Source organism: Corallococcus sp. AB018 (assembly GCF_003986945.1).
GTDB lineage: Bacteria > Myxococcota > Myxococcia > Myxococcales > Myxococcaceae > Corallococcus > Corallococcus exiguus.
In genome coordinates, this window is the sequence record NZ_RAWR01000107.1 from 1 (window position 1) to 25,883 (window position 25,883).

Below are 25,883 nucleotides of genomic sequence, written 5' to 3' on the forward strand. Positions count from 1 at the left end.
CCCCCTCGCTCCCCCGACTGTTGTCCTACCTACCCTTCAGGACGGGACAATGTTCACCCTCTTCACAAGATCCGGGCCTTCCTGTACTTCCAAGATGTTGCACGTTGATCCGCCCCTGTTCCCCCACAGAGGACCATGACTGCTCCCACTGTCCTCATCTCGGATGATGAGCCCCTTGTCGTGTCCGCACTCGCCCGGGAGGCCAAGCGCTCCGGCCTCGTCTGCGTGTCCGACACCACCTCCGAACATGTGCTGGAGCTGGCCCGCAAACACCGGCCCGCGGTCATCATCCTGGACATCAATCAGCACCAGGACGGACGGGACCTGCTCGCACAGCTGAAGAAGGACCCCGTCACCCGCGACTGCAAGGTCATCATGCTCAGTGGCGTGGAGGATCAATTCACACGCCACGTGTGCTTCGAGCTGGGCGCCGACGACTACGAAGTGAAGCCGTGCGACCCCACCTTCATGACCCGCATCGCCCGCATGGCCGCCGCCGCCGTGCGCCCTCCCGCTTCGCCCGAAGCCGCCTGACTCACGACGGCCGCAGCGAACGGATGGCCTGCGCGTAGTCCTTCGCGCCAAACACGTAGCTGCCCGCCACCAACACCGTCGCCCCCGCGTCCACCACGCGCTTCGCCGTCTGCGCGTTGATGCCGCCGTCCACCTCGATGTCCACGTCCTTCAGCCCCCGCGCGTCCAACATCGCGCGCAGCCGGCGGACCTTGTCCACCGTGGACTCGATGAACGACTGCCCGCCGAACCCCGGGTTCACGCTCATCAAGAGCACCATGTCCACGTCCCCCAGCACCTCTTCAATCGCCGACAGCGACGTGCCCGGGTTCAACACCACCGCCGGCTTCGCTCCCGCCTGACGGATGGATTGCAGCGTGCGGTGCAGATGCGGGCTCGCCTCCTGGTGCACCGTCAGCACGTCCGCGCCCGCCTTCGCGAACGCCTCCACGTACTTCTCCGGCTCGACAATCATCAGGTGCACGTCCAGCGGCTTCGTCGCCACCCGCTTGATGGCCTCCACGATGACCGGACCCAACGTGAGGTTGGGCACAAACCTGCCATCCATGACATCCACGTGAATCCAATCCGCGCCGGCGGCCTCGATGGCGCGGACCTCTTCACCCAGGCGGCTGAAGTCACAGGAGAGCAGCGACGGAGAGATGCGGACAGGGCGGGTCATGGCGGCGCTTCATAACCGCTTCCGGTAGGCCCTGGTACCTTCGCCCGGCAGGACAGGGTGCTTGCGGACACAGGTGGACCTGGCAGGTGGGGGGTCCGGGCAGCCGACACATCCTGCGTGCTACAACTTGGCGCGCCCGCGGCCATCCGCCGCATCCCACGGAGCCCGCCTCGGTGCTTCCCCAGTCCGTGCCCGCCTCCCCCAACCTGTCCCGCCGGCTCGCGAAGCTGACGTCCATCCTGGATGTCGCCAAGGCGATGAGCGCCGAGCGCGACCTCGACCTGCTGCTGCCCCTCATCCTCTATGAGGCCACCAAGGTCGTGGAGTCGGACCGCTGCTCGCTCTTCATCCTGGACCGCGAGCGCGAGGAGCTCTGGAGCAAGGTGGCCCAGGGCTCCAAGAACGAAATCCGTCTCCCCATGGGCAGCGGCATCGCCGGCCAGGTCGCCCATACCGGCGCCGTCATCAACATCCCCGACGCCTACGCCGACGCCCGCTTCAACAGCAGCTTCGACATCTCCAGCGGCTACCGCACCCACACCATCCTCTGCGTCCCCATGCGCGACGCCAATGGAGAGGTGACGGGCGTCATCCAGGCCCTCAACAAGCGCGGCGGGCAGGTGTTCGACGAGGAGGACGAGGAGCTGCTGCTCGCCCTGGGCGCCCAGGCCGCCGGCGCGATCGAGAACGCCCTCCTCCATGAGGAAATCAACCGCCTCTTCGAGGGCTTCGTCTCCGCGTCCGTCGTCGCCATCGAAGCGCGCGACCCCTCCACCGCGGGCCACTCCGGCCGCGTCGCGGACCTCACCGTGTCCCTGGCCCAGGCGCTGGAGCACCGCGCCACCGGCCCCTATGCCCAGACGCGCTTCACCGCCGTGGAGCTGCAGGAGCTGCGGTACGCGTCGCTGCTGCACGACTTCGGCAAGGTGGGCGTGCGCGAGAACGTGCTCGTCAAGGCGGAGAAGCTGTATCCGCATGAGCTGGAGGCGCTCAGCGCCCGCTTCCAACTGGCTCGCAAGGATTTGCAGCTGCAGAGCTCCCGTCGCCGGCTTGCCTCCGTGGAGGTCCGCGGCCTGTCCGCCCTGCCCTCCATCCATCAGGAGGAGGACGCGCGGCTCGGCCAGGAGCTGGCCCAGCTGGATGAGGTGATGGGCTTCCTGCTCACCTGCAACAAGCCCACGGTGCTCGCGCAGGGCAACTTCGAGCGGCTGCTGGAGCTGGGCAAGCTCACGTTCACCGACGCGCATGACCATGGGAAGCCGCTGCTGCTGCCCCATGAAATCCAATCCCTCTCCATCACCCGCGGCACCCTCTCCCCGGAGGAGCGCCGCGAAATCGAGAGCCACGTCGACCACACGTACCGCTTCCTGTCGCAGATTCCGTGGACTCGCGCGCTGCGCCGCGTGCCGGAGATTGCGTACGCGCACCACGAGAAGCTGGATGGCACGGGCTACCCTCGCGCCGTCCCGGAGATTCCGGTGCAGTCCCGGATGATGTCCATCTGCGACATCTACGACGCGCTCACCGCGAGCGACCGGCCCTACAAGAAGGCCGTGCCTCACACGCTCGCGTTGGACATCCTCAAGAAGGAGGCGGGGTCCGGACAGCTCGACAAGGACCTCTTCACCATCTTCGTCGAGGCGGAGATTCCCCGCCGGGCTCTCAAGAAGAGCCCGGCGTAGGGCCCTGCATCAGGCGCTGATGGTGTGCAGCCGGAGGCTGTTGATCTTCCCCGGCTGGCCCACCGGCGCGCCGAACACCACCACGATGCGGTCGCCCCTGCGAGCGAGGCCCCGCGACACCAGCTCCTCCTCCACGCGGCGGAGCATGGTCTCCGTCTCCTGGATGGGCTCCAGCACGCGCGGCACCACACCCCAGAGCAGCGACAGGCGGCGGCGCACCTCCTGGTTCGGGCTGAACGCGACAATCGGCACCGTGGGCCGGTAGTGCGCGAGCAGCCGCGCCGTCACGCCGGACAGCGTGAAGGCCGCGATGAGCGTGGCGCCGCTGGCCTTGGCCGCCTCGCACGCCACGCGCGCGATGACGTCCGGGAAGTGCAGCGGCAGGCCCAGCGGGGCCTCAATCTGGCGCGGCAGGAGCTGCGCGCGGGAGGAGGACTCCGCCGCCAGGATGATGCGCTCCATCATCTGCACGGAGTCCAGGGGGAACTTGCCGCTCGCCGTCTCACCCGAGAGCATCAGCGCGTCCGCCCCGTCGTACACGGCGTTGGCCACGTCGCTGGCCTCCGCGCGCGTGGGGCGCGGGTTGTCGATCATCGAGTTGAGCATCTGCGTGGCCACGATGACGGGCAGGCCGCGCAGATTGGAGCGCCGGATGATGTCCTTCTGGACGGCGGGCACTTCTTCCGGGGGAATCTCCACGCCCAGGTCGCCTCGGGCCACCATCACGCCGTCCGTCTTGTCGAGGATGGCGTCCAGGCGCGCGATGGCCTCCGGCTTCTCCAGCTTGGAGATGATGGGCACCGTGCGGCCCACCTCCGCCATGGCCTGGCGCGCGGAGTCCAGGTCGGACGGCTGACGCACGAAGGACAGCGCGATGTAGTCCACGCCCGCCTTGAGGCCGAAGATGAGGTCCTCGCGGTCCTTGGGCGTGAGCGCGTCCGCGCGCACCGCCACGCCGGGCAGGTTGATGCCCTTGTTGTTCTTCAGGATGCCGCCGTGAATCACTTCCGTCTTGATGAGCTGCTTCTTGTCCGTCTCCACGACGCGCAGCTCCAGGAGGCCGTCATCCAGGAGGATGCGGTCGCCCGGGTTCACGTCCGCCGCCAGGTGCGGGTACGTGGTGGACACGATTTCGTCCGTGCCCTTCACCGTCTCGTCGGTGGTGATGTGGAAGGTGGCGCCGTGCTTCAGCTCCGTGCTGCCCGTGACGAAGCGGCCGGTGCGAATCTTGGGACCCTGCAGGTCGCCCAGGATGCCCACCGCCTTGCGCACCTTCAGCGAGGCCGCGCGCAGCATGTCGATGTTCGCCTGATGCTGTTCGTGGCTGCCGTGGGAGAAGTTGAGCCGGGCCACGTCCATGCCGGACTCCAGCAGCGCTTCCAACATCTCCGGGGTCTGACTGGCGGGACCGAGGGTGCAGACAATCTTTGCTCGTCGCATATGAGGCCGAACATCCGGCCCCAGCGCGTTTCGGTCAAGGAGTCACGGAGCGCGACCGAGCAGGTAAACCAGTAAATGTCCAGGCCGCTCGGCGTGCGCTCAACCGCGCAGCAGCGTGCCCAGGTTCTCTCGCTCCCAACGCAGCGCGGCGGCGTAGTGCGGGTACGTGCGCTCGCGCTCGCGGAAGGCGCGCGGGTGGTGCACGCGGCGCCCGGTGCGATTGCTGCTGGGGAACAGCTGGTGGAGCATCTCGTGGAAGACGATGAACTCCACGAAGAAGGCAGGCACGTCCGGCTTGTCCAGCGCGGGGTGGATGCGGATTTCGCGCGTCTGGTGGTCGTAGACGCCCAGGCGGATGGACTTGCGGCGGCGGCGCGGCGGCATGCGGCCCCAGCCGATGCGGGCCTGGATGGCGTTCTGGAAGTAGGCCTCGTTGACGCCATTGTAGAGCGCGCGCAGGTCGAAGCAGCGGCCGAGAGGGTTCAGCTCCGCGTCGGATTCCCGGCGCAGCTGGCGGATGAGCGGCTGCTGGCCCCGGATGTACTCGTCCAGGAGGGCGCCCGCGGCGCGGTGCCCCCGGCCCGCGTAGTCCGCCACCGCGCGCACGATGACTTCGGGCGCGTCCAGGAACATGTGGTGCAGCCGCAGCTGGAGCACCTGCGAGCCGCGGCGGAAGGACACCATGGTGGAGCGGTTGTCCGTCACGGCCAGGCGCACCGGCATGCCCAGGTTCGCGCTCAACCGCCACGCGAGCGACTCCGCGCGCGACCAGAGCTCCTCACGCGACGCGGTGAGGACGCGCGGTGCCTCCTCCGCGACGCGGTTGCGCGGCGGCAGCGGCGCGGGACCTTCCGGCACGCGCTGCGCGGAAGCGGCGGCGCGTTCCGCGGACGAGCCACGGGGGAACAGGGACATCTGGCGGAAGGCTTCGGGCGTCACGCGGGGGGCATCGTACCCGGCACTTCCCGAACCTCAAGGCCAGGGGCTGGATGCCCGTCCGCCTGTCGACCGGGCCCACACGCCGCGCGTGACACCCCGGGTTGAATTCGTCCCAGAGGCATTGTCCTTCAGGACAGGCTGCCCGGGTCGCCATGGCGCGACTTGAGCAGCCGCTCCAGCCGCTCCGGCTCCATGCGCACCACGAAGGTCTTCTCCCGGGCATACGTCACCTGCCCGGGGGCAGCGCCCTTCAGCTTGCGCACGAACTTCACCGGCATGTAGCTCACCTCGCCGCGAGGTTCGCCCTTCGCGCCGGAGTGGTGCAGCGCGAGGTGCGCCGCGTCCAGGAGAACCTCCTGCGCCACCTCCGCGTTCTTCTCCACCGGCACCACCACGTGGCTGCCCGGCAATCCCCGCGCGTGCAGCCAGAGGTGCCACGGACGGGCCACCTTGAAGGTGAGCTGGTCGTTGTCCTCCGCGCCTCGCCCCACCCAGATGCGCGCGCCGCCATGGCCCACGTACTCCTTGAAGGGGAGGCCTCCCTTTGGCCCCTCTTCCCCCTGGGTCACCTGGAGCACTTCCACCTGCGCGAGCAGCGCGGCGTCATCCATGGCTTCAATCTGCGTGAGCGCCGTCTGCGCGTGGGCGACCTCTCGCGCGAGCTCCGCCTCGCGGTGGCGGGCCTGCTCCACGCCGCGCAGCAGGCGCCGGTACTGGTGGAAGTGCCAGTCCGCCTCCTCCTTCGGGGTGCGCTTCGGGTCCAGCTTCACCTGGACCTCCTCCACGCCCGCCTCCGTATAGGAGGTGAGCGTCACCTGGGACGCGCCGCGCTTGAGCCGGTGCAGGTTCTGCGCGAGCAGCTCGCCCACTTCGCGGTGCTTCTCCGCCTCCGGGCCGCGCTGGGCCTCCGCGCGCACCTTCTCCAATGTGCGCGAGGAGCGCTTCAGCCTCGCCCGGTACGGCTGCGCGAGCCGGCGGCGGATGGTGTCCGCGCGGCTGGTGCGGTCCTTCTGTCCGAGCACCCGCTCGGCGGCCTGCAGCCTGGGCAGCGTGTCGTCTTCCTTCGGCTCCAGACGTGAAGGCTGCGCGCGGCCCTTCGCCAGCGCCTCCGCGGACACGGGCTCCGGTGGCGACCACTGCGCTCCGGGATAGAGGTTGCGCCTGGGGCCGAAGCCTTCGCCGGAGAGCATCAGCACCCGGTTGTTGTCGCTGAGGAGCAGCAGTCCCCCGGGCGCGCCCACCTCCATCACCAGCCGGCGGCGCACGCCTTCGCGATCGAACTCCAGGATGATGGCGCGGCTCTCCTCCAGGTAGCGCGCGGCCTGGAGCTTGAAGCCGGTGAGTTCCTGGCGCAGCCAACGCTGGAAGGGAGCGGGCTCGCCTGGCGTGGGGAAGCGGTCCTCCGCGACGGACAGGCGCGACAGCTCGCCTTCGGCGCAGAGGCACAGCACGACCGATCTGCCCGGGACGCGCAGCTCCACGTAGGCCAGGCGGGGAAGCGGGCACCACGCCTTCTGGGCCACCGCGCCCACCAGCCGGGCCGCGGCCTCCGCCACGACCTCACCGAACTCCACCGGACGCAGCGACATGGGGGCCCCTCCCGGGCGGACACACGAGGAGACGTAAACCCCTGGCCCGCAAAAGAAAAACGGCCCGGCGGGTTTCGCCGAGCCGTTCACCGGACGTCAACGGACGCCCGAAATGACACCGCTACTTCAGGCTTCCGGGGTCGACGGGGCCGCGGGGGTCGCGGCCTTCCGGCGGGAAGCGGTCTTCTTCTTGGCGGCCTTCTTGGCGGCCGGCTTCTTCGCGACGGCCTTCTTGGCCGTACCGCGCTTGGCGGCAGGGGCCTTGCGGGCGGTCTTCTTCGTCGCGGTCTTCTTCGTCGCGGCCTTCTTCGCGGTCTTCTTCTTCGCGGCCATCGGAATCCTCCGTTCAGTGTTGAGGCCCGCGAGGACGCGAGCCCTGCACCCACTTCGAACTGAACGTGAGTGCTTGAAATGAATGGTACGGGCGACATGCCAGTGTGTCAACGCATGGTGATGTATTGCAGTGCGCGGCGAGGCCGATTTTTGGCCTCCGGGCGCTTCGAACCGTTCGTGGCGGTCATTTCGGGGGTCCGACGCGTCGCGCGCGAGGCCGAATTTCCGGCTCCGGACGCACTTCGAGGGTCCGCGCTCCGGGGCTGGATGTCCGCTGCCGTGCATCCGGCGCGCGCGCATCGCATCGCTTCCCGTCGTGGAGGCGGCGGCCTACGGTGCGCGCCCGAATGAGCTCCGCCGCGCTGACCTTCCCCTCGTCCTTCACCTTCGGCGTCGCCACTTCCGCGTACCAGGTGGAGGGCGGCATCGAGAACGACTGGGCCGAATGGGAGCGGCTGGGGAAGTTGAAGGAGCCCCATGCGAGATGCGGCATCGCGGTGGACCACTGGCGCCGCTACGCGGAGGACTACGCCCTGGCGAAGGCGGTGGGGGCCACGGCGTTCCGGCTGTCGCTGGAGTGGGCGCGAATCGAGCCCGAGCGCGGCCGGTTCGATGGCGCGGTGCTGGAGGGCTACCGCGAGCGGCTCTTGAAGCTGCGCGCGATGGGCCTGCGGCCGGTGGTGACGCTCCATCACTTCACCCACCCCACGTGGTTCCACGCGTCCACGCCCTGGCACCTTCCGGAGAGCCTGGAGGCCTTCCGCCAGTACGTGCGCCGGTGCGCGCCCCTGCTGGAGGGGCTGGACGCGCTCGTCATCTCCTTCAACGAACCGATGGTCCTCTTGTTGGGCGGCTACCTTCAGGGCCTGATGCCGCCGGGCATCGCGGACGGGGCGAAGACGATGGCCGCGCTCGGGAACATGGTGCGCGCGCACGTCATCGCTCGGGAAGAGCTGGGCCAGCACCTGGGACGGGTGGAGCTGGGCATCTCCCAGAACATGCTCGCGTTCGCGCCGGACCGCTGGTGGCATCCCCTGGACCGCTCGCTGGTGAGGCTGGCGGCCCCGGCCTACAACCACGCGTTCCACGAGGCGCTGTCGTCCGGCCACCTGCGCGTGTTCATGCCGGGCGTGGCGTCCACGGACGTGCGCATCGAGGGGGCGCGCGACTCCGTGGAGTTCGTGGGCGTCAACTACTACACGCGCGCGCACCTGCGCTTCATGCCGCGCCCGCCCTTCATCGACTTCAAGTACCGCGACCCGGACGGGCGCGGGCTCACCGACATCGGGTGGGAGCAGCGGCCCGAGGGCTTCCTCCAGCTCCTTCAGGAGGTAAAGCGCTACGGCAAGCCGGTGTGGGTCACGGAGAACGGCATCGACGACCGCAAGGGCACGGTGCGGCCGGAGTATCTGCACGCGCACCTGCGCCAGGTGCTGGCCGCGCGCGAGGCCGGCGTGGACGTGCAGGGCTACCTTTATTGGAGCCTGCTGGACAACTTCGAGTGGTTGGAGGGCTGGGGCCCGCGCTTCGGCCTCTACCACGTCGACTTCGACACGCTGGAGCGCCGCCCCACCCCGGCCTGCGACTACTTCCGCGAGGTCGCCACCGGGCGCGTGCTGGTGCCGCCCACGGCTCAGCCCAGCGCCGCGCGGTAGTCCACCTCCGGCTCCTCCAGAGGTGCCGTGGGGTCCGTGTCCGCGCCCGCGAAGAAGCGGCGCACGCTGTCCTCCACCGCCTCCGGCGAGTCCAGCCCGTTCACCTCCGAGCGGAAGTGCGCCGCGCCCTTGAGGCCGTGGGCGTACCAGGCCAGGTGCCGGCGGAAGGAGCGCACCGCGCTCAAGGGCTCCCCGACGAACTCCGCGTGGGCCCGGACGTGCTCCAGCACCAGCTCACAGCGCTCCTCCGGCGTGGCGGGCGGGCCGCCCGAAAGTTCGCGGAAGAGCCACGGGTTGCCCAGGGCGCCCCGGCCAATCATCACGAAGTCGCAGCCGGTGCTGTCCAGCATGCGGTGGGCGTCCGCCACCGTCTTCACGTCCCCGTTGCCCATGATGGGCAGCTCCGGGAAGTGGCGCTTCAGGTCGGCGATGTGGTCCCAGTTCGCCTGCCCCGAGTAGCCCTGCTCGCGCGTGCGAGGGTGCAGGGCGAGCCCCGCGCACCCCGCCTCCTGCAGCGCCTCCGCCACCTTCAGATAGTTGAGCGTGCGCGCGTCCCAGCCCGAGCGGATTTTACAGGTGACGGGCAGGCCGGTGGCCTCGCGGATGGCTCGGACGATGTCGGCGGCGCGAGGCACGTCGCACAAGAGGCCGCTGCCGGCGCCGTTGCGCACCACCTTCTTCACCGGGCAGCCCATGTTGATGTCGATGACCTGCGCGCCCGCGGCCTTGCCCACCTGCGCGGCCTGGGCCATGGCCTCCGGCTCGCCTCCGAAAATCTGGAGCGAGTAGGGCTTCTCCACGTCCGGGTCGTAGCGCAGGTACTTGAGCGTGCGCTGGTTCTGGCGCATCAGGCCCTGCGCGCTGACCAGCTCCGTGGGGCAGAGGGCCGCGCCCAGCCGGAAGGCGATGACGCGGAAGGGGCGCTCGCTCACGCCGGCCATGGGCGCGAGGATGTAGGGGTTGGGGAGCGTGTAGGGACCCAGCTTCAGCATGGCGGAAGACACCCTATAACCCGGAGGGGAACAGAAGCGCGCGGGCCATGAGAACGGCCCTGCGCGAGTGGGGCCCAACGATTAAGGTCCCCCTCCATGTTCCGTTTTCGGCTCGGGAGCGTCCCCGTCCACGTCCACACGAGTCACCTGCTCTTCTCCGCGGTGTTCGCCTACCAGTCCCTGCCCCTGCCGGGCCGGCACTCGGGTGCCGGGTGGCTGGGGGACCAGCTGGCCGACGCCGCGTCGCCCGGGCACATGGGCGCGGTGGTGACCTACGTGCTGGCGTGGATGTTCATCGTCTTCGTGTCCGTGCTCGTCCATGAGCTGGGGCACGCAGTGGCCTTCCGCTACTTCGGATACCAGCCGAGCGTGGACCTGGTGTTCATGGGCGGCGTGACGCGGCCCAACACGGACGCGCCCCTGCCCTGGCACAAGGACGTGGTGAGCAGCTTCGCGGGCCCGCTGGCGGGGCTGGCGCTGGGCGTCCTGTGCTGGGCGGTGCTGATGCAGGTGCGGGGCCGCTCGGAGGTGGCGGACTTCTTCCTGAGCAACTTCTTCTTCGCCAACATGGTGTGGGCGGTGCTGAACCTGCTGCCGGTGCCTCCCTTGGATGGCGGGCACATCAGCACGGCGCTGGCGACGCGGATGTTCGGGCGGAGGGGCTTCATCGTGTCGCACGTGCTGGCGCTGGGCCTGTGCGTGGGCCTGGTGCTGCTCAGCATCAAGAGCGGGGCCCTGTTCATGGGCGTCCTCTTCGCCATGTTCGGCTTCCAGGCGTTCCGCGTGCTGACGGACGTGATGCGCGTGCGCAACGAGGCGAAGGAGGAGGAGGGCCCCAACGCCCAGGCCCTGCGCGAGGCGCAGCAGGCGCTGCGCGAGGACCGGCTGGACGACGCGTGGCGGCAGGGCAACCGGGTGCTGGAGACGGAGGGCCTGTCCCCCGGGCTCACCAGCCGGACCCACTACCTGCTGGGCTGGGTGGCGCTGAAGCAGGGCCACGGGCGGCCCGCGCTGGACCACTTCTCCCAGGTGCAGGGCCAGCCGGTGGAGATGCACGCGGTGGCGGCGGCGTTCTCCCTGGTGGGGGATGACGCTCGGGCGGTGGGCTACTGGAAGCAGGCGTGGGGCGAGTCGCAGGACCGCACCGTGATGCACGAGTACGCGGGCGCGCTCATCCGCCTGGGCCAGGTGAACGAGGCGCTGCGGCTGCCCGGCGTGGACCCGGCGGCCGCGTTCCGGTGCGCGGAGCGGGCGCTGTTCATCCGGGGCGCCTATTCGGAGGCCGCGGCGGTGGGCGAGGCGGCGCTGAAGCACGTACCGGACCCGGGCATCGCGTACGACGCGGCCTGCGCCTTCGCGCGCGCGGGCAACGTGGCGGACGCGGTGCGGCTGCTTCAGCGGGCGGAAGGCCTGGGCTTCAAGGACGCGGCCTACGCCTCCTCCGATGAGGATCTGGCGCACCTGCACGGCCACCCCGCCTTCGAGGAGTGGCTGGCCCGGCTGCGGCCGGCCGCCTCGTCCTGACGGGGGCGACTTTCTCCCGCTCGGCGCCTTCCGGGCCCTAAAGTCCGCGCCCGTCCCGTGAGCCCTCCGTCCCCTCCCGTGAAACCTGGTGCCGAGCCCGTGCGTACCGGAGACATGCCGGCATCTCCGGGAGCTTCCGGCGACTCGGACGAGGTGTTGATGGAGCGGTTCTGCCAGGGGGACGCGCAGGCGTTCGACGCGCTCTTCCAGCGCTACGCGCGCCCCGTCCAGGGCTACCTGGCGCGCCTCACCGGCAGCCCCGCCACCGCCGAGGACCTGGCCCAGCTCACCTTCCTGTCCCTGGTGCGCGCGCGGGGCCGCTATCAGGCCGGGGCCCGCGTCCGGCCCTGGCTGTACGCCATCGCCACCAACGCCGCGCGCGACCATGCGCGCCGCCACCGCCGCCCGGAGGACCTCACGCCGGAGGGCGAGCTGCCCCTCACCGCGGTGGCGGACACGCCGGAGCCTCGCGACGCGGGTCTGGAGCGCGCGGTGCAACGCGCCCTGGCGCAGCTTCCCGAAGGCCAGCGGCTGCCCATCCTCATGCACCGCTTCGAGGGCATGGGCTTCGCCGAAATCGCCGAGGCCCTGGGCCTCACCGAGAGCGCGGTGAAGGTCCGCGCCCACCGGGGCTACGCGCGCCTGCGCGAGCTGCTCGCCCCTCTTCAGCAGGAGACTTCACGATGACGCCCGAGTGCGAACGCGTCCTCGACCAACTGGACGGCCCGTTGCCTCCGGACCTGGCTTCGCACGCGGCCGGGTGCGCGGACTGCCGGGCCCTGATGGAGGGCTTCCAGGTGCTGGCGCCCCCCGCCTCCGCTCCGCCCCCTGTCCTTATTAATGATGCGAGGCTCGAACAGACGCGGCGCCAGTCGCTGACGGAGCTGGCGGCGCACCCCAAGCCCACGCCGTGGTGGAAGGAGGTGGCGGTGCTGCTCGCCGCCTATCTGGGCGTGGGCGCGGTGGGGCTGCTCTGGGTGGGCCGGCACGGGATGATGCTCAACTCCGCGTCGCCGCTGGCGGTGGCGCTCGTGGCGCTGCTCATCGTCGTGGGCGTGGGCGGCGGCGCGATGGTGGCCCTGGCTCCGAGGCAGCGCGCCTGGCCCTTCACGCTCGTGGCCGTGGGCGCGCTCGTCGTGGCGCTGGCGCAGCTGAGCGGACGCTCGGGCGTCCAGGTGCGGCCGTTCCTCGCGGGCACCCTGGGGTGCATGGGCGCGGAGGTGGTGCTGTCCGTGGTGCCGCTGGCCCTGGCGCTCGTCCTGCTGTGCCGCTCCGCCTTCCAGCCCGTTCGGGCGCTGGCGGCGGGCCTGTCCTCCGCGGGTGTGAGTCTGCTGATACTTCACGTGCACTGCCCGGACGGCAGCGCGGGCCACCTGATGCTGGGCCACGTGCTGCCGTGGTTCGTGCTGGCGGGCGTGGCGGTGTTCATCCGCTCGCGCCTGCCGTCCCGCTCGTTCGCGCCTTGAGGGGCGCTGGGAGTCCTACTGGAGCCGCGACAGCGCTTCCTGGGGGAAGGCTCGCGCGTCCACCTTGGCGTGCCACTCCTTGATGCGGCCGTCCGGCCCGATGACGACGCCCACCCGGCGCGCGTTGGGGGCCGAGGCGTCATCCGCGGCCCCGTAGGCCAGCCCCACCTTGCGATCCACGTCGCACAGGAGCGGGAAGTTGAAGCCGAACTTCTGGGCGAAGGCCTGGTTCTCCTCCGGCGTGTCGAAGCTGATGCCCAGGATGGCGGTGCCCTTCGCCTCGTACTGGGTCTTGTGATCGCGGAAGGAGCAGCCCTCCGCGGTGCATCCCGGGGTGTCCGCCTTCGGGTAGAACCAGAGCACCACGTTCTTGCCCCGGTAGTCCGACAGCCGGTGCGTCTTCCCCGTCGAGTCCTGCACGGTGAACTCCGGGGCCACGTCTCCCTGCTTGAGCATGTGCGATGCCTCCTTCATGGGGTGGAAACCGGGGGCGTCGTAACACGCTCCGGGGGCAGGGAGCCGGGCACCGCTCGGGCGATGTGTGGAGTGGAGTGCAGGCGGACGGCGCCGGAACACGGGCGTCATCAAGAGGCTTGAAACCCACCGGCCTCCTCCGTTTAGTAGGTGCACCAAATGAACACCTCCGACGAACCTCCGCCTGCCGAAATGCAGCGGATGGCCGCGCTCACTCTCTGGGCGCGACAGAACCTCTCACGCCTCATCTATTTCCTGCTGGGCGCGTCCAACCGCATCCGCCTGCCGACCCCCTCGGTGTTGCCCATCGCGGGCGCGGTGGTCGGGCTCTACAGCGGACTGGCCGCGGGCATCTTCTCCAACCTCATTGGCGTGATGAGCGGCATCACGTTCAGCGCCGCGGAGCTGACGGCGACGCTGAAGCCGCAGCGGCTGCGCACGTTGATGGAGTCGCTCTCCTCCGCGCGCTGGCACCTGGAGTACGCGCTGGTGGGCGTACCGCTGGCGCTGGGCGCGCTCTTGCTGGCGCGGGTGATTGACCCCGGCGGTCCGCGCGATGAAGTGAAGCGCCGCCTGCGCCTGCTCGCGCTGCTGACGCTGGGCGCGCTGTCGCTCTACTACCCGCTGGTGGGCCTGGCGGCCGTGAACGCCGTGTTCGGCCACGCGCACAACCTGCCCGCGGCGCTGCCACACCTGCCGTGGTGGCTGATGCTGCTCGCGCCCACGGTGGGCGGCCTGGCGGTGGGGCGGCTCTTGCGCGACCGGCCGGAGACGCACGGACACGGACTTCCGGAGGTGGTGCGCGCGGTGAAGAGCGGCGCCAACGTGGTGCCGGCGGACCGAGGACTGCTCAAGCTCATCGCGTCCGCCATCACCATTGGCAGCGGCGGCTCCGCGGGCCGCGAGGGCCCCATCGTCTACGGAGGCGCGGCGTTCGCGTCCAGCGTGGGGCGCGTGCTGGGCTTCAGCCGCAGGGAGCTGTCCATCCTGCTGGCGTGCGGCGCGGGCGCGGGCATCTCCGCGTCCTTCAACGCCCCCATCGCGGGCGCGGTGTTCGCGATGGAGATCATCCTGCGCGAGTTCGAGCTGCGGGTGTTCTCCCCCATCATCCTGGCGAGCGTGGCGGGCACGCTGGTGAGCCGCGGCGTGCTGGACGAGGCGCCCATGATCAACCGGGTGAACTACGAGCTGGTCAGCGGCTCGGAGGTCTTCGCCTACGCGGCGCTGGGCATCGGATGCGGGCTGCTCGCGTTCGCGTTCGTGAAGCTGCTGCACGGCGTGGAGCACTTCTTCCAAGGCCGCATGGGCGGGAAGCTGTCTCCGTGGCTGGGGAAGAAGCCGCTGCCGGTGCGCGCCGCGCTGGGCGGCCTGTGCACGGGCGTGCTCGTGTTCCTGAGCCCCACGGTGTGGGGCAGCGGGCACGACTACATCAACCTGGCGGCGGCGGGTCAGCTGCCCTTCCTCTTCCTGGTGACGGCGTGCGTGCTGAAGCTCGTGGCCACGTCGCTCACCATCGGCTCGGGAGGCTCCGGCGGTACGTTCTTCCCCGCGGCCCTCATCGGCGCCATGGCGGGCGGCGCGTTCGGCACGCTGGTGCACTACTTCTTCCCGCACGCCACGGGGCCCAGCGGCGCGTACGCCATCGTGGGCATGGGCGGCGCGGTGGCGGCGCTCACGCGCGGCCCGCTCACCGGCATGATGATGCTGTACGAGCTGAGCGGCAGCCACGAAATCATCCTGCCGCTGATGGTGACGTGCACCATCGCGTCCGCGGTGTGCCACTTCCTCACGGAGCGCACGGCGCCCAAGGTGCAGAGCGACGAGGACCTGCTGGCGGCCACGCACGTGCGGGCCCTGATGACGGAGGTGCCGGCGGTGACCGCGGGCACGCCGCTGCGCGCGCTGACGGACCAGCTGCTCACGTCCGAGGCCGGCACGCTGCCGGTGCTGGACACCGAGGGAAACCTCTACGGCACGGTGCAGGTGGAGCAGCTGCGCGAGGTGTGGCGCGACGAGTCCATGTACCCGCTGCTCGTGGCCAGTGACCTGGCGCGCAAGCTGCCCGCGCTGGCGCCGGACTCGGACCTGGCGCATGCGCTCCAGGTGATGGACCAGGAGGACGTGGACGCGTTGCCGGTGGCGCCCGTGCTGGGACTGGCCCCGTGCGGGCTCCTCACCCGCGCCGCCGTCCGGCGATTCCTCTTCGCGCAGCACGCGCGCGAGCACTCGACGGGGAACTACCCCGTCACCCCCTCCGAGGCGGCGCACTGAGCATCGGAGACCGGCGGGCCGGCCGGCTCCGGGGATTGCCGCCAGGGCAGACACCCACGACGGGAGCGCATCCCACTCCCGCCGTGCGAGCGCCCTCCAACGTGTCGCGGACGGCTAATCAATCCCCAATGTCAGCTCAAGCTCGCACGTCACGGGGTCGATGCCAGACGACGGCGGAGAGTAGGTGCACACCACGCCCTGGTTCCCCTTGGGATAGGTGACGACAGACGCCGAACAGACGCCGCCCGAGTAGGTGACGAAGACCGAGAAGACGCACGCCTTGGCCGCGCCCCACGGGTCCGCCGGGTTCGTCGTATAGGAGAAGCCCTGACTCCAGTTCATCGCGGGCGGAACCTCCGTCTGGGCAAAGCCCTCGCCCCCGATTGTCGCGGGCTGTTGCACGAGGACGTGTCCGCTCAGGGCAGTCCCGTTCTTATAGAGAGTCGAGCCGGTGCCGTTGACGATGTGGAAGGTCTCGGTGACGTACACGAGCCTCTTCGAACCGGACAGGTCACGCGACGGAACCGGGAGGGGCTGCCCCTGGCTGGCCACGAACTCCTGGGCCATCCGCTGCGAGTCGAAGTCCCCCGGCTCCTCGGCGGAAGCGGACACAGTGGCCAGCAACGAGGCGCCCACCAGGGCAGAAACGGCCAGGTACTTCACTCCGTGGCGCGGCATGTGAGGCTCTCCATTGTCTGGGGTAGGCCCTCCCAGGCCATGGTCTGGCTTTCCGGCGAGGGCGAACGACGGGCTAACATGCCATTCATTGGAATGGCAATCCTAAACCCTCAAAACCCCCAATTCGATTCTTGACGGAGTTGTCTGACCAAGGAGAAGGAAGGCCGCGACCCGGGCGGGTCTGTCAGGAAACCAGGGGAGCAGGCATCCTTGGGCGCCATGTCCGAACCCGCCCTGTCCACCCTGCGCGCAGAGCTGTCCTCCACCTTCCATGATGCCCGGGTGCGCCACATGGTGGCCCTGGGGCGCAAGGCCCGGACAGACCCGGAGGCGCAGGCGCTGCTGGACGCGCTGGCTCGGGGGGATGCCTTCGAGCGGCGGCTGGCCCTGGCGGCCCAGTTCACGCGCCGCGACGGCGAGGCGGTGCTGAAGGCCACGTCGGACGAGTCCTTCCGCGTGCGCGCGCTGGCGTTCGAGCTGGTGTCACTGGCCTGTGACGATGCCCAGGCGCTGGAGGCACTGCGCATGGCGCACGGGATGCGCCGCGAGCAGGCCGTCATCCACCAACTGCGCAAGCGCAAGCGGCACGCCGTCATCGACGCGTTCCTGGACGGGCTGGCGGAGCGGGGCGAGCACGTCACCTTCGCGGACACGGTGCCGCTGGCGTCCGAGGCGGCCCTGCGCCGGCATGTGGCGCGGGCCCTGGAGCGGCCCAGCTACCGGTTCTGGGCGCGGCTGGCGCGGCATGCGCCGTCCGTGCTGGGACAGGTGCTGCTGGAGCGGCTGAATGCAGTATCGGGCGAGCCCGACCCCGTCACCCGGCAGCACCTGGGGTGGGGCATGGCGTGGCTGGCGGAGCGGACGCCCGACGTGGCGGAGACGCTGCTGGCGCTGCTGCTGGAGCGGGGCATCCCGCCGGACGAGCACGCCGTGCGGACGCTGGTGAAGCATCGCCCCGTGCGCATGGTGGCGCTCCTGCGCAAGCGTTCCCCTGCGTTCCTCCCGCACCTGCTGTTCGCGAAGTCCCTGGCGTCGCTGGACGCCGAGTCCCTGACCTGGATTGTCCAGCGCGACCCGACGCTGCTGGGCCGCGCGGAGGACGTGCTGAAGGAGCTGCCGGAGCCGCTGCACGCGACGCTCACCGAGGCCTGGGCCGCGTCCGTGGAGCGGGCCCCCGCGTGGGGCACGCCGCTCATCGCGCGCATCGTGGACCCGGCCCTGCGCGAGGGCGTCTACGCGCGCTGGACCGTGGGCGCTCGCACCCGGGATGGCGTCATCGCGCCGGAGTACGTGCGGCACCTGCCGGTGGCGCTGCGTGAGCGGGAGGCGCGTCGTCACCTGGACGAGGTGGTGGCGCTGGGCACGCGCGCCGAGGCGCGGTTCTCCTATGCGCGCTTCCTGCCCTGGGATGAAGCGCTGGGCGCGCTCCGGGGCACGCTGGGGCACCCGGACGCGGCGATGCGCGGAGTGGCGCTGAGCGCGCTGCTGGCGCTGCCCGGCCTGCGCCCGGACGAGCCCGCGTGGGTCGCCCCCGCGCTGGCGATGGTGCTGGCCCGGAAGAACGAACAGGACCCGGTGCGCGGGGTGATGCTCCAGGCGCTGGTCGAGTGGCCCCGCCGGATGTGGCGCGCCGAGCACACCGAGGCCCTGGGGCGGATGCTGCGCGACGCGCTGGACGCCGCGGACCTGTCGATGGGGACGGCGCAGTCGGCGGAGCGGCTGCTGGTGCGGGCCTTCAGCGCGGACCCGGCGTGGGCCGCGCAGTGGCTGGGCACCTTCCTCAAGGAGCGCGGGCGCATCCTGGACGGAGGCCTGGGTCACCGGTTGACGGACGACGAGGTGCGCCGGGCCGCGCCGTACCTGCTCGCGCTGGCGAAGAGCTGGGCGGAGCGCGAGCGCGGAGGTCCCCTGCTCCAGCTCGCGGCGAGCCTGGGCAAGCGCGCGACGCTGGTGCCCGGCCTGTCGGACTGGCTCGTCTCCGTGCGCGACACGGGGCCCGACAACCGGCTGGCGCTGGCGCTGACCGCGTGGCTGTCGCGGGAAGACCGGCCGCGCTTCGAGTCGACCCTCGCGGCCACACTGCGGCGCTGGCGGGACCGGGGCTGGGACGACGAGGTGGTGGCGCTGGCGGGGGCGGAGAAGCCAGGGCTTCCGCTGCATCGGGAGCTGGTGGAGGAACTGGAGCGGGTGGCGCTGCGACTGGGCAAGCCGTCCGGGAACGCGCTGTGGGTGCTGCGCTACCGGGCTGTGAAGGACTTCGACCGGATGCTGCCCGCGCTGCTCAAGCGGGACGAGAGCGCCATCGCTATCCCCGTGGTGCGCGAGTTCCTGCACCGGAGGCGGCAGGACCTGCTGGGGCCGTACCTGAACGCGCCGGTCATCACCGGCCAGTTCGCCACGGGGGCGACGCATTGGATCTTGCCGTTCGACTCGGGGTTCTTCCGGTGGACGGTGGAGCAGAACCGGGCGTATTCGCGCGCGCTCGAGAGGCTGTGCGCGGACATGGAGCGGGACACGCCTTCGGTGCTGGCGGCGGTGACGCGGATGGCGGCGCTGGACTGGGCGCCCATGGACGCGCTCCTGGCGCTGGCGAACGACAAGCGGCCCGCGGTGCAGGAGCGGGCCCTGCGGGTGATGGCGCGGTGCGACCAGGGCCAGGGCGTGCCTACGCTGCTGGGGGCGCTGGAGGACTCGCGCGCGCGCATCGCCATCTACGGCCTGCGCCGTGCGTTCAACGGCATGCCCGTCACGCGGGTGCTGTCGCTGCTGGCGGAGGTGCCGCTGACCAAGGTCACGGTGGCCAAGGAGGTGGTGCGCCTGTTGGGCGAGCTGCGCTCGGACGCGGGCTACGAGCGGCTGCTGGAGCTGGACGCGAAGCCGCTGCACCGCGACGTGCGCATCGCGCTCCTGCGCGCGCTGTGGGACCACCTGGACCGCGAGCCCACGTGGGTGGTGTTCGAGCGCGCCGTCACCGGCGAGGACGCCATCATGGCGTCGCGCGTGGGGGACATCCCGGCGGACCGGCTGACGGAGGCGCTGGATGCGCGGCTGTCCGGGCTGCTCGCGAAGGTGCTGGCGCGGCCGGAGCCGGATGCGCGCATCGACCTGCTGCGCCGCGCGGCCTGGCTGTCCGTGAAGGACCGGGAGCGCGTGTTCCTCTCTGCTTGTGGCGCGCGGCTGGCTTCGCCCTATGACGACGAGGTGCGCGCGGCGATGGGCGCGCTGGTGTACCGGGCCGACGAGCGCGATGTGACGCTGTTCGAGCGGATGCTGGAGGCGGTGGTGCGGGACCGGCGCGCGCTGAGCGTGGCGATGGATGCCCTGCTCCAGCCCCGCGACCGGATGCGGCCTGTGCCTCTGCAGGCTGTGTATGGACTGGTGACGGGAGGGCCGCTCACGAAGGACCCGTGCCTGGCAACGCTTCGCGTGCGCTGCGCGGCGGTAGCCCTGGGCCCTCCGGCGTTCGCGATCCACCTGGACGCGATGGGCCAGGAGGGCTGGCTCCACGCGGACGCGCTGATGGCGGCCCAGGTGGCGGTGTCGAACCTGCCGGTGGAGACGATGGACGACGTCGGCCGGCGCCTGGCTCGGAGCTCCAGTCCGGAGGCGCGGCGGCTGGCCCTGCACTGCCTGGTGCGCGACGCGGGGGATGGGCGCGGATGGACGGAGGAGCGGCTGGAGAAACTCACCGCGTTCCAGCGCGATGCAGCACCGCTCGTGGCCGGCGCCGCGCAGTTCGTGTTCCCGCCCCGGGAGATGGTCGAGGCCTCGGAAGAGAAGTAGGCCCCCGGGCGCGGTGTTCCAAGACCTGTCCGACTGTCGGACAGGCTTCCGCGGCCTGACTGGAGCGGGGGCCCGCGGGTCGCGGTGCTCCAGAACTTGTCCGACTGTCGGACAGGTTTGTGCGCTGCGCCGCCGGCAGGGCGGCACGTCCGTCTTCCGGGGCCCATGAGGCTCAGTTCAGCGAGCGGACCGGGGCCATCCACGCGGCTCCTCGCTCCGCCTCGCTCGCGTATTGCTCCAGTTGCAGCGCCCGGTGGGCCACGGTGTGTTCGGCCAGGACCCTGGCCCGGGCTCGCATGCCCAGCTGGCGCCGGTCCGCTTCCGGCATCGCGAGCAGGTAGCGCAGCACGTCCTGCTCCGTGCGGGCGACCATCACCTCCTCGCCCAGCGAGAAGACGTCCTCCAGCCCTGGCCACGGGTCGCAGATGAGCGCCGCTCCACAGGCCGCGGCCTCGAACAGGTTCGCCCCTGGCGTGTGCTCGGCCTGGGAGAGGACCAGCGTGAAGCGCTGCGCACCGATGAAGCCCGCGTGCTCCTGGAGGGACGGGGCCGCGTGCCTCGCCACGTTGGCGGGCCAGGCGTCATCCACCGCCGACAGCGTGCCCGCGAGGACGAAGCGCCCGTCGGACCAACCGCGCGCGGCGCCCAGCAGCCATTGCTTCAAGAGCCCCCGCCGCTCCGGCGACGACGGCCCCGCGTACCCCAGGTCCCAGCGCGTCCGTCCGCTTCCGGGCGCGAAGTGCTCCGCGTCCGCGCCCGGCAGGAACACGCGCGCGCGGGCCACTCCCCACTCGCGCTCCAGCTGACGGGGCACCGGGCCTCCGCTGGAGCAGAGATAGAGCCGGTAGCCCGTGAACAGGTCCGGCGTCATGCATGCGGGGTCCTCTCGCAGGGCGTGCCGCGCCAGCGTCCGGGGCGTGTCCCGGTCCCAGAAGACGGTGAGCCCCCGCGCCGTGTTCGCGGTCCAGCGGCTCACGTCCGCGACCTGCGGCACGTCCGCGTCCACCAGCACCAGGTCCGCGCGGCGCACCTGCGAATGGAAGCGCGCGTGGAGGTCCGCCAGGTCCACGTACGGCGCGACGGCGGAGTCCTCCTCCCCGCTTGCACCGGGCGCCGTGCGCTCCAGGAAGAGGACCGCGTGTCCGCGACGCCGGAGCGCCTGCGCGAGCTGCCTCGGGGCCGTGGCCGCCTGTGCCTCGGCGGTGGCCCGGCACACGGGGCCCAGGAAGACGATGTCCATCCACTCGGGCCTCCTCACGCCCCCAGCCCGGCGGACGGAGGACGCCCCGCGCGCGGCATGCCCCAGGGCTATCGCTCCGCGCCTGGGGCGAACAAGCCAGCAGGCCTCGTGCCGCGTGAACTCCTCAACGGCACGGCCGGCGTCCGGCCCACGCGTACCAGGAGGACGTCCGCGAGTGGACCGTGCCCCTGCCCCGAAAGCCAGAGCGCCTCTGGCTACTTCGTCGCGGGCGCGGCCTGGGTGGGCGGCGTGGTTCCCGCTGGGGCCGCCGCGGGCTTCGCGGCGCCGCCCTTGCGCAGGGGACACGCGGCAATGGCGCCCGAAACGTCGATGGCGTCCTGGCCCTCGCTCACCTTGAGCACCTTGCGGTCATCGCCCACGACGAACGTGTAGCGCTTGGACACCGTCACCAGCGGCATCTTCACGTCGTACGCGCCCACCACCTTGCCGTCCGGATCCGGGATGAACAGGAAGGGCGCCTTCAGCTCCGTCTTGAAGCGCGTCAACGTCTCCGCGTCGTCCGTGGAGAAGGCCAGCACCTGGCCCTGCGCCTGCTCGATGTCCTTGTAGCGGTCGCGGTACGCGGTCAGCTCCTTCGTGCAGCCGCCGGTGAACGCCCTGGGGAAGAAGGCCACGATGACGGGCCCCTTCTTCACCATCTCCGACAGCGTGTGCGTCGCCCCCGCGGTGTCCTTCACCGTGAAGTCCGGGGCGGTTTCACCCACCTGGGGAATCGCTGCGCTGAGCCATCCGACGACGAGCAGGGAGTTGAGCATGCCCGGGACTTAACGGGCCCCGGACACCGCGACAAGTCCCCGAGCCCCCGGGCGCCCCCAGGCTCTACGACGAGGACATGCGGGCCCACACGGCGGCGGCGGCCTCGCGCGACTGCTCGGCCACCACCGTGGGGTTCACCGACAGTGGCCTGCGCGCCCACACGCGCCACACGCCGTCCACCATCACCGCCTCCACGTGGCGGCTGCCCAGTCCGTGCACCACGTGCCACGCCAGCGTCTCCGCGGTCAGCGGCGTGGGCGACAGGTAGTCCAGCACCAGCAGGTCCGCGAGCGCGCCCTCGCGCATGGGGCCGATGGCCGCCTCGAACACCTGCGACGCCAGCCGGTGGCCGTTGGCCAGGTAGCGCAGCACGTCGATGGGCTGCCCCGCCTCACGCGAGCGCAGGTACGCCGCCTGCGCCTCCGCGAACAGGTCTGGAGACGTGCCGTCCGTCCCCAGCGACGCGCGCGCCCCGAACTTCAGCGCGGGTGCGTAGCCCACCTCCTGGCCCTGGTTGGAGCGCGGCGTGTGCAGGAACCACGTCCCCGTGGCCAGCACCTGCGCCAGGTCCGCCCACGCCAGGTGGCCCACGTGCGCCGCCATGGCGCGGGGCGACAGCAGGTTGCTGGTGAGCAGCCGCGTCACCGGCGGGTTGCCGTGACGCTCGGTGGACAGCCGCTCGTCCAGCGGATCCTCCGCGAGCGGGAAGTGCAGCCCGGTGCCGGTGGTGTTGAGCGCCTCGCCCAGGCCCTGGAGCGCGTCGTCGCCCAGCGTGAAGCAGGGGCCCGCGCCCACCTGCCCGCGGAAGCGGCCCCGGGCCTTGCGCGCGAAGCTGACCGTCTCTTCCAGCCCCTCTTCGCGGCCCACCGCGCCCATGCGGTCCGTCACCGCGTAGGACAGCACGCCGCGCACGCCCACCTCATGGAGGCCGCGCGCCGAACGCAGCAGCGAGCCCGTCACCGCCTTGGGCGAGGCGTGCAAATCAAACAGGGTGGTGGTGCCGCACTGGATGGACTCCAGGCCACCCGCCGTGGCGGCCACCTGCACCGCGTCCAGGTCCAGCGCGTTCTCGAAGGGCCAGCGCACCTGCTCCAGCAGGGCCTGGTAGGACGTGGGCGTCGGACGGTTGAGGCCGCGCGACAGCACCGTCGCCAGCCGGTGGTGGGCGTTGACGAGCCCCGGGAAGACGAGCTTGCCGGACAGCGCGACCACCTCGTCGTCGGGGCCGGGCGCGAGGTCCTCGCCTCGCGCCACGATGCGCTCACCCTCGATGCGCAGGTCCACCCGCTCTACGGACGCAGGTTCCAGCTCGACGACAAAACCACCCTTGAGGACGGTGCCCAACATCCCTCCCTGCATCCGCGACGGTACGCGAGGTTCGTGAAGGCGGCCCCCTCCCCTTAGGGGTCACGCTTGAAGCGGGGGACGTTAGCACTCCCGGCCGGTCCTCCGTCATCGGCTCCACACATCCCTGCACCCACACCCGTCGTCCCGGCCGGTCCAATACGGTGGGCATGTCCGGGCTGGCCGAGGCCAGGCAGGCAGGCAGCGCGTCATGGCGTTGGGCGCCGGGGGCTCGGGCCCGTAGACTGCCGATATCTTGGTGTCGGAACCCGGCGTTTCATGGGCAGGCCGCTACCGCTTGAGCGCGCGCATCGCGACAGGCGGCATGGCGGAGGTGTATCTGGCGCGCGCCATCAGCCTGGAGGGCCAGCGCGGCCCGGCCGTGGCGGTGAAGCGGCTGATGCCGCACCTGGTCGCGGACCGGCGCATCGTGCAGATGTTCCTCAACGAGGCGCGCATCACCGCGCAGGTCCGCCATCCCAACGTGGTGTCCATCCTGGAGCTGGGCATGGAGGGCGGGGAGCCCTTCATCGCCATGGAGCTGTTGGAGGGGCGCTCGTTCGCGGAGGTGCGGCAGGAGGCCGCCGAGCGAGGCCAGCGCGTTCCGTTGGGCATCACCCTGCGCGTGCTGGTGGATGCGTGCCGGGGGCTGGACGCCGCGCACCGCGCCGTGGACGAGGCGGGCCGGCCGCTGCGCATCGTCCACCGCGACTTCACGCCGGACAACATCCACGTCGGGGCGAACGGCGCGGTGAAGGTCATCGACTTCGGCATCGCGAAGGCGGACGCGCTGGGGGCGGGGACGGAGCCCGGGACGCTGAAGGGGAAGTTCTTCTACATGTCGCCGGAGATGATCGCCGGCCGCAGCGTGGACCACCGCGCGGACCTGTTCGCCGCGGGGGTGATGCTCTACGAGCAGCTGTGCGGCCGGCGGCCCTTCACCGGCATGTCCACCGACGAGGTGCTCACGCGCATCTCCGAAGGAAGGCCGAAGCCGCCCACCACGTTCGACCCGTCCGTGCCGCAGGCGCTGGAGGCCGTGTGTCTCAAGGCGCTCGCGAAGGACCCGGAGGCGCGCTTCGACAGCCTGCAGACGTTCATCGCCGCCATCGAGATGCTGGGCGGGCACGCGGAGGTCGCCGCGCCGGCGCAGGTGGCCGCGTACCTGGACACGTTGTTTCCGCCGGACCGGGACCCCAAGCGGCTGGCGCTGCGCAACGCGAGGCTCGCGGATCCATCCAATTCAGGCGCGGATGGAACCCCCGGCATGGACGTGCTCCCACCGTTCGGCGTGCAGGGCATCCCGTCCTGGCCCGTGCCTCCGCCGGTCTCCGCTCCAACGGCCTCGCGTCCCCTTCCGCCCCTGGGCACCCACACCGTGTCGATTCGCGGTTCGACCCGGCCCGTGACGGCGGAGATCCCCGTCGCGACCTCGGGCTACCCGGCGGAGGGCGCCACGCACGGAGTGGCCTCTGGCGAACTCCAGGCCCCGGCGTCCGGTAGCAAGGGGCGCGGCGAAGCTCCGGCGGGCGCTCGCGCTCCGGCTTCGCGTGGCGCTCCCCGGTCGCGCAAGGCCCTGGCCATCGTCGCGGGCGTGCTCGTGCTGGGCGGACTGGGCGCGGGGGCCACGTGGTACCTGCGGCGCCCGGACATGCCGCCCCCCGCGCGGATCGCCGCCGCCGAAGCCGCGACCACGGCGGAGGCGAAGGTGTCCGCGCTGGACGGGCTGGGCAAGGACGTGCGCGCCACGGCCGAGGAGCTGGCTCGCGCGGGCACGCTGCTGCTCAACGCGGGCGCCCACCCGCAGGCCCTGGCGCTGGCGGAGGCCTATACCACTCGCTTCCCGAAGGAGGCGGAGGCGCACCTGCTCGCCGCGCGCGCCGCCACCGAGCTGCGCATGGGCAAGCGCGCGGAACGTGCCATCGACGAGGCCACCGCCCTGGCCCCCAAGGACGTCCGCGCACCGCTGGCCCTGGCCGACCTGCGGGCCCTCCAGGGTGATGTGCCGGGGGCGTTGACCGCGCTCGCGAAGGCGTACGCGCAGGCGCCGGGCTCCGCGAAGGTCGCTCCCCGCTACGGCCAGCTCCTGTCGCAAGGAGGCCGGCTGGACGAGGCCGCCACCGTGCTGTCCGCCTGGACGCGCCAGCACGACGACGCCGCGTCCCTTGCGGAGCTGGGCTTCGTGCGCTTCCGCCAGGAGAAGCTGGACGACGCCGTCGCACTGCTCAAGCGCGCGCAGCGCAAGGCCCCCACGCTCGCGGTGGCCCATTCCTACCTGGGGGCCGTCCTCTTCCGGCAGGGCGACCTGCGCGGCGCCGAGCGCGAATACCGGGAGGCCGAGCGTCTGGCCCCGGACGATCCCCGCGCCCTCACCGCGCGTTGCCAACTGCACGTCCACGAAGGCGACACCGCCCGGGTGGCCGAGGTGAAACGTACGCTGGCGGAAAAGTTCCCGGACCGGGCGCAGGCGCTCGCGGCGGAGTGCGGCACGGGGAACTAGC

Annotated in this window: 20 protein-coding genes; 9 read left to right on the forward strand and 11 right to left on the reverse strand. The window is 71.2% G+C overall.

Translation table 11 applies throughout. The features are described 5' to 3' along the window. Positions 1 to 135 precede the first annotated feature (135 nt). Entirely contained in the window at positions 136 to 534 is a 399-nt protein-coding gene (locus D7Y11_RS22735; RefSeq protein ID WP_120577602.1) for a two-component system response regulator, read from the forward strand. Position 535: 1 nt separating this feature from the next. On the opposite strand, the gene rpe is transcribed toward D7Y11_RS22735, so the two are convergent. Beyond that, a complete protein-coding gene (gene rpe / locus D7Y11_RS22740; protein WP_126934759.1) occupies positions 536 to 1,195 on the reverse strand; it encodes a ribulose-phosphate 3-epimerase in 660 nt (219 codons plus the stop codon). Positions 1,196 to 1,368: 173 nt separating this feature from the next. On the opposite strand from rpe, the gene D7Y11_RS22745 reads away from it, so the two are divergent. Further along, positions 1,369 to 2,877: an HD family phosphohydrolase gene (locus D7Y11_RS22745; protein WP_121754114.1), complete on the forward strand. Its 1,509-nt coding sequence runs from the start codon at positions 1,369 to 1,371 to the stop codon at positions 2,875 to 2,877. A 9-nt stretch (positions 2,878 to 2,886) separates the two neighbouring features. Here the strand turns inward: D7Y11_RS22745 and pyk are convergent, their stop codons facing one another. The 4 genes from pyk to D7Y11_RS22765 form a co-directional block, all read right to left on the reverse strand. Then, positions 2,887 to 4,317: a pyruvate kinase gene (gene pyk / locus D7Y11_RS22750; RefSeq protein WP_120596074.1), complete on the reverse strand. Its 1,431-nt coding sequence runs from the start codon at positions 4,315 to 4,317 to the stop codon at positions 2,887 to 2,889. A 99-nt stretch (positions 4,318 to 4,416) separates the two neighbouring features. Next, positions 4,417 to 5,232 (reverse strand): hypothetical protein, encoded by an 816-nt coding sequence (locus D7Y11_RS22755; RefSeq protein ID WP_121781394.1) that lies wholly within the window; start codon positions 5,230 to 5,232, stop codon positions 4,417 to 4,419. 152 nt (positions 5,233 to 5,384) lie between these two features. After that, positions 5,385 to 6,845 carry an NFACT RNA binding domain-containing protein gene (locus tag D7Y11_RS22760; protein ID WP_126934760.1) on the reverse strand — a complete coding sequence of 487 codons (1,461 nt, stop codon included), beginning with the start codon at positions 6,843 to 6,845 and terminating at the stop codon, positions 5,385 to 5,387. A 126-nt stretch (positions 6,846 to 6,971) separates the two neighbouring features. Next, the gene (locus tag D7Y11_RS22765) at positions 6,972 to 7,178 is read right to left on the reverse strand and encodes an excinuclease ABC subunit A (protein WP_120577597.1); all 207 of its coding nucleotides are present in this window, start codon (positions 7,176 to 7,178) and stop codon (positions 6,972 to 6,974) included. Between the two features lie 347 nt (positions 7,179 to 7,525). Between D7Y11_RS22765 and D7Y11_RS22770 the strand changes: the two genes are divergently transcribed. Continuing rightward, positions 7,526 to 8,833, forward strand: coding sequence for a glycoside hydrolase family 1 protein (locus tag D7Y11_RS22770; RefSeq protein ID WP_126934767.1), 1,308 nt, complete (start codon positions 7,526 to 7,528; stop codon positions 8,831 to 8,833). Here the strand turns inward: D7Y11_RS22770 and dusB are convergent. Further along, positions 8,812 to 9,825 carry a tRNA dihydrouridine synthase DusB gene (gene dusB / locus D7Y11_RS22775; RefSeq protein WP_126934761.1) on the reverse strand — a complete coding sequence of 338 codons (1,014 nt, stop codon included), beginning with the start codon at positions 9,823 to 9,825 and terminating at the stop codon, positions 8,812 to 8,814. The genes D7Y11_RS22770 and dusB overlap by 22 nt on opposite strands. Before the next feature lie 96 nt (positions 9,826 to 9,921). Between dusB and D7Y11_RS22780 the strand changes: the two genes are divergently transcribed. From D7Y11_RS22780 to D7Y11_RS22790, 3 genes are all read left to right on the forward strand, one after another. After that, the gene (locus D7Y11_RS22780; protein ID WP_126934762.1) at positions 9,922 to 11,349 is read left to right on the forward strand and encodes a site-2 protease family protein; all 1,428 of its coding nucleotides are present in this window, start codon (positions 9,922 to 9,924) and stop codon (positions 11,347 to 11,349) included. Between the two features lie 114 nt (positions 11,350 to 11,463). Further along, positions 11,464 to 12,036, forward strand: coding sequence for an RNA polymerase sigma factor (locus D7Y11_RS22785; protein WP_167548695.1), 573 nt, complete (start codon positions 11,464 to 11,466; stop codon positions 12,034 to 12,036). Beyond that, positions 12,033 to 12,815: an NrsF family protein gene (locus tag D7Y11_RS22790; protein WP_121754111.1), complete on the forward strand. Its 783-nt coding sequence runs from the start codon at positions 12,033 to 12,035 to the stop codon at positions 12,813 to 12,815. Before D7Y11_RS22785 ends, D7Y11_RS22790 begins: the two co-directional genes overlap by 4 nt. Positions 12,816 to 12,830: 15 nt before the next feature. Here the strand turns inward: D7Y11_RS22790 and D7Y11_RS22795 are convergent, their stop codons facing one another. Then, on the reverse strand, positions 12,831 to 13,271 hold the full coding sequence (locus D7Y11_RS22795) for a peroxiredoxin (RefSeq protein WP_120577592.1): 441 nt from the start codon (positions 13,269 to 13,271) through the stop codon (positions 12,831 to 12,833). Between the two features lie 177 nt (positions 13,272 to 13,448). Between D7Y11_RS22795 and D7Y11_RS22800 the strand changes: the two genes are divergently transcribed. After that, positions 13,449 to 15,560 carry a chloride channel protein gene (locus tag D7Y11_RS22800; protein ID WP_233607363.1) on the forward strand — a complete coding sequence of 704 codons (2,112 nt, stop codon included), beginning with the start codon at positions 13,449 to 13,451 and terminating at the stop codon, positions 15,558 to 15,560. A gap of 114 nt (positions 15,561 to 15,674) precedes the next feature. Here D7Y11_RS22800 and D7Y11_RS22805 read toward each other — a convergent pair whose 3' ends face one another. Beyond that, positions 15,675 to 16,238, reverse strand: coding sequence for a hypothetical protein (locus D7Y11_RS22805; protein ID WP_120577591.1), 564 nt, complete (start codon positions 16,236 to 16,238; stop codon positions 15,675 to 15,677). 219 nt (positions 16,239 to 16,457) lie between these two features. On the opposite strand from D7Y11_RS22805, the gene D7Y11_RS22810 reads away from it, so the two are divergent. Further along, on the forward strand, positions 16,458 to 20,021 hold the full coding sequence (locus D7Y11_RS22810; protein ID WP_120577590.1) for a hypothetical protein: 3,564 nt from the start codon (positions 16,458 to 16,460) through the stop codon (positions 20,019 to 20,021). Between the two features lie 172 nt (positions 20,022 to 20,193). Here the strand turns inward: D7Y11_RS22810 and D7Y11_RS22815 are convergent, their stop codons facing one another. From D7Y11_RS22815 to D7Y11_RS22825, 3 genes are all read right to left on the reverse strand, one after another. Next, positions 20,194 to 21,261: a glycosyltransferase gene (locus tag D7Y11_RS22815; RefSeq protein ID WP_126934763.1), complete on the reverse strand. Its 1,068-nt coding sequence runs from the start codon at positions 21,259 to 21,261 to the stop codon at positions 20,194 to 20,196. 215 nt (positions 21,262 to 21,476) lie between these two features. Next, the gene (locus tag D7Y11_RS22820; protein ID WP_120577588.1) at positions 21,477 to 22,037 is read right to left on the reverse strand and encodes a peroxiredoxin; all 561 of its coding nucleotides are present in this window, start codon (positions 22,035 to 22,037) and stop codon (positions 21,477 to 21,479) included. 64 nt (positions 22,038 to 22,101) lie between these two features. Then, a complete protein-coding gene (locus tag D7Y11_RS22825) occupies positions 22,102 to 23,382 on the reverse strand; it encodes an amidohydrolase family protein (protein WP_120577605.1) in 1,281 nt (426 codons plus the stop codon). A 298-nt stretch (positions 23,383 to 23,680) separates the two neighbouring features. On the opposite strand from D7Y11_RS22825, the gene D7Y11_RS22830 reads away from it, so the two are divergent. Continuing rightward, positions 23,681 to 25,882, forward strand: coding sequence for a serine/threonine-protein kinase (locus D7Y11_RS22830; protein WP_126934764.1), 2,202 nt, complete (start codon positions 23,681 to 23,683; stop codon positions 25,880 to 25,882). Position 25,883: the final 1 nt, after the last annotated feature.